This window comes from Caldisericia bacterium (genome assembly GCA_021158845.1).
Taxonomy (GTDB): Bacteria; Caldisericota; Caldisericia; order B22-G15; family B22-G15; genus B22-G15.
Map to the genome: position 1 here is coordinate 1 of JAGGSY010000004.1, position 6,092 is coordinate 6,092.

Consider the following 6,092-nt stretch of genomic DNA (forward strand, 5'->3'; position numbering starts at 1 on the left):
CTTCTTAAGTTTGGGAATTCTGTTTCCTCCGATGAAACCACAGAGTTGGATAAATTTATAACTGTCTACAGTAGATAAGTTCTTGAAAAGATTAATTAAGTTGATAAAATCATAGATAGAGTTACTTTTAAGGAGGGAAGAATGATTGATGTTAACAATCTGAGACCGGGAGTTACTTTTGAGCTTGATGGTCAGGTTTACATTGTTATAAGTTTTTTACATGTAAAGCCAGGTAAAGGATCTGCATTTGTAAGAACAAAGATAAGAAACATTGAGACAGGAAATGTAATAGAAAAGACATTTAGAGCTGGAGAAAAAGTAAAGGAAGCTTTTTTAGAGCACAAGGATGTTCAGTATCTCTATAATGATGGTTCAACCTTCTATTTTATGGATAATAAGACATTTGAACAGATAGAAATTCCCGCAGATTTTATAGAAGAGGAGAAGTATTTTCTTAAAGAGGGTATGAATCTTTCAATGCTATTCTACAAGGGCAGAGCTATTGGAGTTGAACTTCCAACATATGTGGAACTGGAGGTGGTTGAAACAGAACCAGGTCATAAAGGAGATACAGCACAGGGTGGAGGAAAACCTGCAATATTGGAAACTGGGTTGAAGATACAGGTTCCCTTTTTCATTGAAAGAGGAGAGATTGTAAAGGTGGACACAAGAACAGGTAAGTATATTGAGAGAGTGGGGAAGAAAGGATGAGTATGGAATTTGTGGTTTCAGATCAAGCCATAATTCAAATAATTGGGAATACACTCAAAGAATTTGATGAAATAGAGGGACTCGGCTCTGATTTTGCAAAGGAACTCATGGATGTATTTGATAGAGAAGAGGTAAAGAGGGGTATAAAAATAAAAAGAAAAAATGGCAGAATATTCATAGATTTGCTGTTGAGAGTTTATTACCTTTCAGAGATTTCAAAGATAGCAAAAAGAATAAGGGAGAGGATTAAAGAGAATCTTGAGAAACTTACAAATTGTAAGCTTGAGGAACTCAACATATATGTTATAGATGTTGAAGATAAAAGTGAAACATAGAGAAATAGGAAGAGAAAAGGCACTGCAACTTCTTTATCAGAGAGAACTCTCAAAATCTGAAATAGACAAAGTGATTAATTACTTTGAGTTTGGTGAGATACCTGATGATGCCGTTCTGTATGCGATAGATCTCTTTGAGGAAATAGAAAGAAACAAAGAAGAGATAGATGAGGTTATAAAAAACCACCTGATAAAATGGGAGTGGAATAGAATACTTCCTGTGGACAGGAATATATTAAGAATAGGAACTTATGAACTCCTGTATAGGAAAGATATACCAACTGGAGCTATAATAGATCAAGCAGTTAGACTGGCAAAGAGATTTGGTGGTTATGAAGATTCCTTTAGGTTTATAAATGGAATTCTTGGTAGAATTGCTGATGAGGTGAGAAGTGAAGAAAAGAATAGAAGTTAAGATTTACGGCATAGTCCAGGGAGTGGGTTTTAGATTCTACGCTCAGTTTCGTGCCCTTGAACTGGGTATAAAAGGATATGTGAAGAATAATCCCGACGGAAGTGTTACCTTTGTTGGAGAAGGAGATGAGGAGGATTTAAAGAAAATGATTGAGTATTTAAAAAAGGGACCCACAGGAGCTGTTGTTCAAAAGGTGGATGTTGTCTGGAAAGATTCAAAGAATGAATTTAAGGATTTCAGGATAAGACTATGATGAAGGAAGAATTTATTGAGTTCCTTAAACAGAAAAAGAAAATTGTTGACGAAGAACTGGATAGGATTCTTGAAAGGATAAAGACAAGCCCAATATATCCAGCCATTTCCTATTCTATTAAGAGTGGAGGAAAGAGATTGAGACCTGTGCTCCTTATGGCTTCATATTCCTCTTTTAGTGAAGAGAATGAGAAAAAAACTCTTCCATTTGCCGTTGGCATTGAACTGATTCACACATACTCCCTCATTCACGATGACTTACCTGCAATGGATAATGCAGATACAAGAAGAGGTAAGCCATCTTTACATAAAGTTTTTGGTGAGGACCTTGCAATCCTATCTGGAGATGCTCTTCTAACCCTTGCCTTTGAGGTTATGAGCAGTGTGGATACTATAAAACCAGAACTTACATTAAAATGTATAAATGAGGTAGCAAAGAATGCTGGCATTGAAGGAATGGTTGGCGGGCAGGTTATGGATGTAATGACATCTCCAGACGAAACTGATGAGGAACTTATATACTATATACACTCTAAAAAAACAGGAGCATTGATAAAAACTGCATTAAAAATCGGTGTTATCCTTGCTGAGAGGGGAGAGAAAGAGATAAGTGTAATTGAAAAGTTTGGTGAAAAAGTAGGGCTAAGTTATCAGATTCTTGATGACATAGAAGATGCAAGGAAAGGAACTGAAGATGAGGATAGACTTACATTTCCAAAGATGTTTGGTATAGAAAAGTCAAAGGAAATTGCATCTAATCTATTAAACGAAGCCCAAGATGTGTTAAAAGAGTTATCCCTCAAAAACAATATACTTTTCTCATTTGTGGAGTATCTAAAATCATGGCTATCTTAGATAGAGTTAACTATCCAGCAGATTTAAAAAAGTTAAGTATATACGAACTTAAACAACTCTCCGAAGAGATAAGAGATTACATAAAAAGAGTGGTGGGAGAGGGAGGAGGACATCTTGCATCAAATCTTGGAGTGGTAGAACTCACAATATCACTTCTCTACACACTAAATCCACCAAAGGACAAAATAATGTTTGATGTGGGTCATCAATGTTATACTTTTAAAATTCTAACTGGAAGGAAGGAACGATTCCCGAAGATAAGAAAGAGTGATGGTATCTCGGGATTCATTGCACCAGATGAAAGTGAATACGATTTATTCTATGTTGGGCACGCTTCCAATTCCCTTTCACTGGTTCTTGGTCTTGCTGCAAGCAGGGATCTCAAGGGAGAAAAATACAAAATAGTTGATGTTATAGGAGATGGTGCCTTAACCGGTGGTGAAGCATGGGAGGCACTCAACAATCTGGGACATTTAAAAAAGGATGTAATGATTGTGTTGAATGACAACGAGATGTCCATAGCAAAGAATGTAGGTGCAATATCAAGTTACTTCTCAAAACTTAGAGCCCAGAAACCCTATAGAAATGCTGTAAAGAGCATAAATGAAAAACTCTCTAAAAGAGGGAAACTTGGAAAAGGCGTGGTTGACTTCCTTGAAAAAACAAAACTTATATTAAAGCAAGCTATAATACCCGGAATGCTCTTTGAAGAACTCGGAATCCTTTACTTTGGTCCCTTTGACGGACATAATATTCCTCTACTTATAGAGGTTTTCTCAAAAATCAAAGATTTAGATGTTCCAAGAATTGTTCATGTTATCACCAAGAAGGGAAAAGGTCTTCACTTTGCAGAGGAGAATCCCGAGGTTTACCATTCATCACCTGCCTTTTTGAAGGAGATTAAAAAGAAGAGAACCTTTTCAAAGGTCTTCGGCGAAGAGATGGTGAAAATTGGAGAAAGAAGAAAAGATGTAGTTGCCATAACTGCCGCGATGGAACTTGGCACAGGACTTAAGGACTTCAAGGAAAGATTCCCAGAAAGATTTTTTGATGTGGGAATTGCAGAACAACATGCTGTAAGTTTTGCCTCAGGACTCTCAAAGGGTGGAACAATCCCTGTTGTGGCAATATACTCAACTTTCCTTCAGAGAGCGTTGGATCAGATAATCCTTGATGTCGGACTCCAGAAAAATAAGGTGATATTTGCAGTTGATAGAGCAGGGCTTGTGCCTGGAGATGGCCCCACTCATCAGGGAATTTTTGACCTATCTTACTTTTCCTTCTTTAAAGATTTTATTCTCATGAGCCCAAAGGATGGAAACGAACTTTCCCGCATGCTCAATTTTGCTCTTCAGACAGAGAATACATGCGTGATAAGGTATCCTAAGGATAGCGCAGATAATCTCCCAATAGATACTGATCTAACACCATATAGGGCAGAGGTCTTATCAGAGGGAGATGATCTACTAATAATCTCTCTTGGAAAGATGTCTTATTACGCCTATAACATCCTTGAATCTCTTCATGAAGAAGGCATATACCCGATGGTTTTGAATATGAGATTCGCAAATCCACTTGATATTGATACTGTATTGAAGTATGCGAGGAAGATAAAAAAGGTATTAATTGTTGAAGACCATTTCCAGTTTGGTGGTATTGGAACAAGAATTAAACCTGTTTTAATGGATATAACTGGAATAAAAATAAAACATCTTGCAGTAACTGAAACTTATCCTCCTGTGGGAACAAGGGAGGAACTATTGAAGAGATACAAACTTAATGAAGAGGGAATAAAGGAGGAGTGTGAAAGGATAGTTGGAAAGAAAATACCGACTTGACAAATATCTCGTCAAGATAGGTTTGTTTCCCTCAAGGGAAAAGGCAAAGGAGGCGATTAAGAATGGGGAGGTGTATGTGAATGGAAAGTTGATTACAAAAGGTGGGATGTATATAAGAGAAAGTTCAAAAATAGAGGTAATGAGTCCAAAAATCTATGTAAGCAGAGCAGGGGAAAAATTAAGAGAGGCGATTCTTTTCTTTAATATAGAGATTCAGAATAAGATCGCATTGGATATTGGTGCAGGAACAGGGGGATTTACAGAGGTTCTACTTGAAAATGGAATAAATAGGGTGTATGCAGTTGATGTTGGAAGAGGAGTTATTCACAAAAGAATAAGAGAGAATCCAAGAGTGATTGTAATGGAAGGAGTAAATGCAAGGTACCTATCCAAAAAGGATATACCTGAAGGAATAGACATAATAACAGAGGATACATCATTTATATCCAGTAAACTTATAATCCCAAATGTAAAGGTCTTTTTAAAGAGTGGGGGAGACTACATTCTCCTTGTAAAGCCACAGTTTGAAGGAGGAAAAAGCTCTACAAGGAAAGGTGTGGTTAAAGATTTTTCTATTCATAAAGAGATATTAATTGATATGCTTAATTTTGTTAAAGAGGAGGGTTTTTATCCAATTGGAATAATCCCTTCGCCTGTAAGAGGAAAGGAAGGGAACATTGAGTATCTTCTATATATGAAAAAGGAAGAAATAGATATAGATTTACCACTTTCTGAAATAGCTGAAGGTGCAATAAAAAAAGCAAAGGAGAAATTTTATGAAGATAGGAATTTGCTTTAAAGATACACATGAAGCAAAAATTTTATCCAGTGAAATTGAGGAATTCTTAAGAGAGAGAGGAATTGATGTATTCTTCCCTGAAAGAGATGGCGTTGAAAAAGATTCTCTGATACTGTCATTGGGTGGAGATGGAACTTTTCTTAGGGCATTCCACTTTGCCTTCCCTTACGATGTTCCCATACTGGGAATAAATCTTGGAAGTATGGGATTCCTTACCGATGTGGAGAAGGAAGATGTTTTCTCTTCCCTTGAAAAGTTACTCTCTGGAAAATTTCTGGTTGAAGAGAGATTGGTAATTGAGTGTGAATTAAAGAGAGGAGGTAAGAATCTGGGAAAATTTTACTCCTTTAATGATTTTGTCATAGCAAGGGATATATTTTCTCCAATAATTGTTCTTGAAATATTTGTGGATGGAAAATTTGCAGGAACCATAAAAGGAGATGGTGCAATTATTTCAACTCCAAATGGTTCAACTGCATACTCCCTTTCAGCAGGTGGACCAATAGTCTCTCCAAAAAGCGAGGTTTATATATTGACAACTCTTTGTTCTCATAAATTGACATCAAGACCCCTTGTTTTATCTGACAAAGAGAAACTCTCAATAACTCTTATAAACTCCTCTGGAAAAACATATTTTATTGAAGATGGAAGGAAAAGGGAGATTCTTGCAAGTGGTGATTATATGCAGTTTTTCAGATCAAAGAGAAATGCAAAACTTGTAAGATTGAAGGAAAAGAATTTTTATGATGTTCTAAATTCTAAATTTCACTGGGGAGATTGATGGAGGATATATGGCTTAAATGGTTTAAGGAGGGGTTAATAAAATTTGGAATAAGATTAACTGGAGATGAAATTACAAAATTTAGGGAGTATCTTAACTTAATAAG

8 protein-coding genes are annotated in these 6,092 nt (G+C 36.3%); all 8 read left to right on the forward strand.

What is annotated here, in order from left to right:
* Nucleotides 1-141: 141 nt before the first annotated feature.
* Genes efp through J7J33_00085 form a run of 8 tightly spaced genes read left to right on the forward strand, consistent with a single transcriptional unit; the run spans nt 142 to nt 5,986 of the window.
* On the forward strand, nt 142-711 hold the full coding sequence (gene efp, locus J7J33_00050) for an elongation factor P (protein MCD6167694.1): 570 nt from the start codon (nt 142-144) through the stop codon (nt 709-711).
* Nucleotides 712-713: 2 nt separating this feature from the next.
* A complete protein-coding gene (locus J7J33_00055) occupies nt 714-1,046 on the forward strand; it encodes an Asp23/Gls24 family envelope stress response protein (GenBank protein ID MCD6167695.1) in 333 nt (110 codons plus the stop codon).
* Nucleotides 1,036-1,461, forward strand: a complete 426-nt coding sequence (gene nusB, locus J7J33_00060) for a transcription antitermination factor NusB (protein ID MCD6167696.1) — start codon at nt 1,036-1,038, stop codon at nt 1,459-1,461. The genes J7J33_00055 and nusB overlap by 11 nt, the downstream gene beginning before the upstream one ends.
* On the forward strand, nt 1,439-1,714 hold the full coding sequence (locus J7J33_00065; GenBank protein ID MCD6167697.1) for an acylphosphatase: 276 nt from the start codon (nt 1,439-1,441) through the stop codon (nt 1,712-1,714). The genes nusB and J7J33_00065 overlap by 23 nt, the downstream gene beginning before the upstream one ends.
* Entirely contained in the window at nt 1,711-2,568 is an 858-nt protein-coding gene (locus tag J7J33_00070) for a polyprenyl synthetase family protein (GenBank protein ID MCD6167698.1), read from the forward strand. The genes J7J33_00065 and J7J33_00070 overlap by 4 nt, the downstream gene beginning before the upstream one ends.
* Nucleotides 2,556-4,406, forward strand: coding sequence for a 1-deoxy-D-xylulose-5-phosphate synthase (locus tag J7J33_00075; protein MCD6167699.1), 1,851 nt, complete (start codon nt 2,556-2,558; stop codon nt 4,404-4,406). The genes J7J33_00070 and J7J33_00075 overlap by 13 nt, the downstream gene beginning before the upstream one ends.
* Nucleotides 4,384-5,205 carry a TlyA family RNA methyltransferase gene (locus J7J33_00080; GenBank protein ID MCD6167700.1) on the forward strand — a complete coding sequence of 274 codons (822 nt, stop codon included), beginning with the start codon at nt 4,384-4,386 and terminating at the stop codon, nt 5,203-5,205. Before J7J33_00075 ends, J7J33_00080 begins: the two co-directional genes overlap by 23 nt.
* Complete coding sequence (locus tag J7J33_00085; GenBank protein ID MCD6167701.1) at nt 5,183-5,986, forward strand: NAD(+)/NADH kinase; 804 nt, start codon at nt 5,183-5,185, stop codon at nt 5,984-5,986. The genes J7J33_00080 and J7J33_00085 overlap by 23 nt, the downstream gene beginning before the upstream one ends.
* Nucleotides 5,987-6,092: the final 106 nt, after the last annotated feature.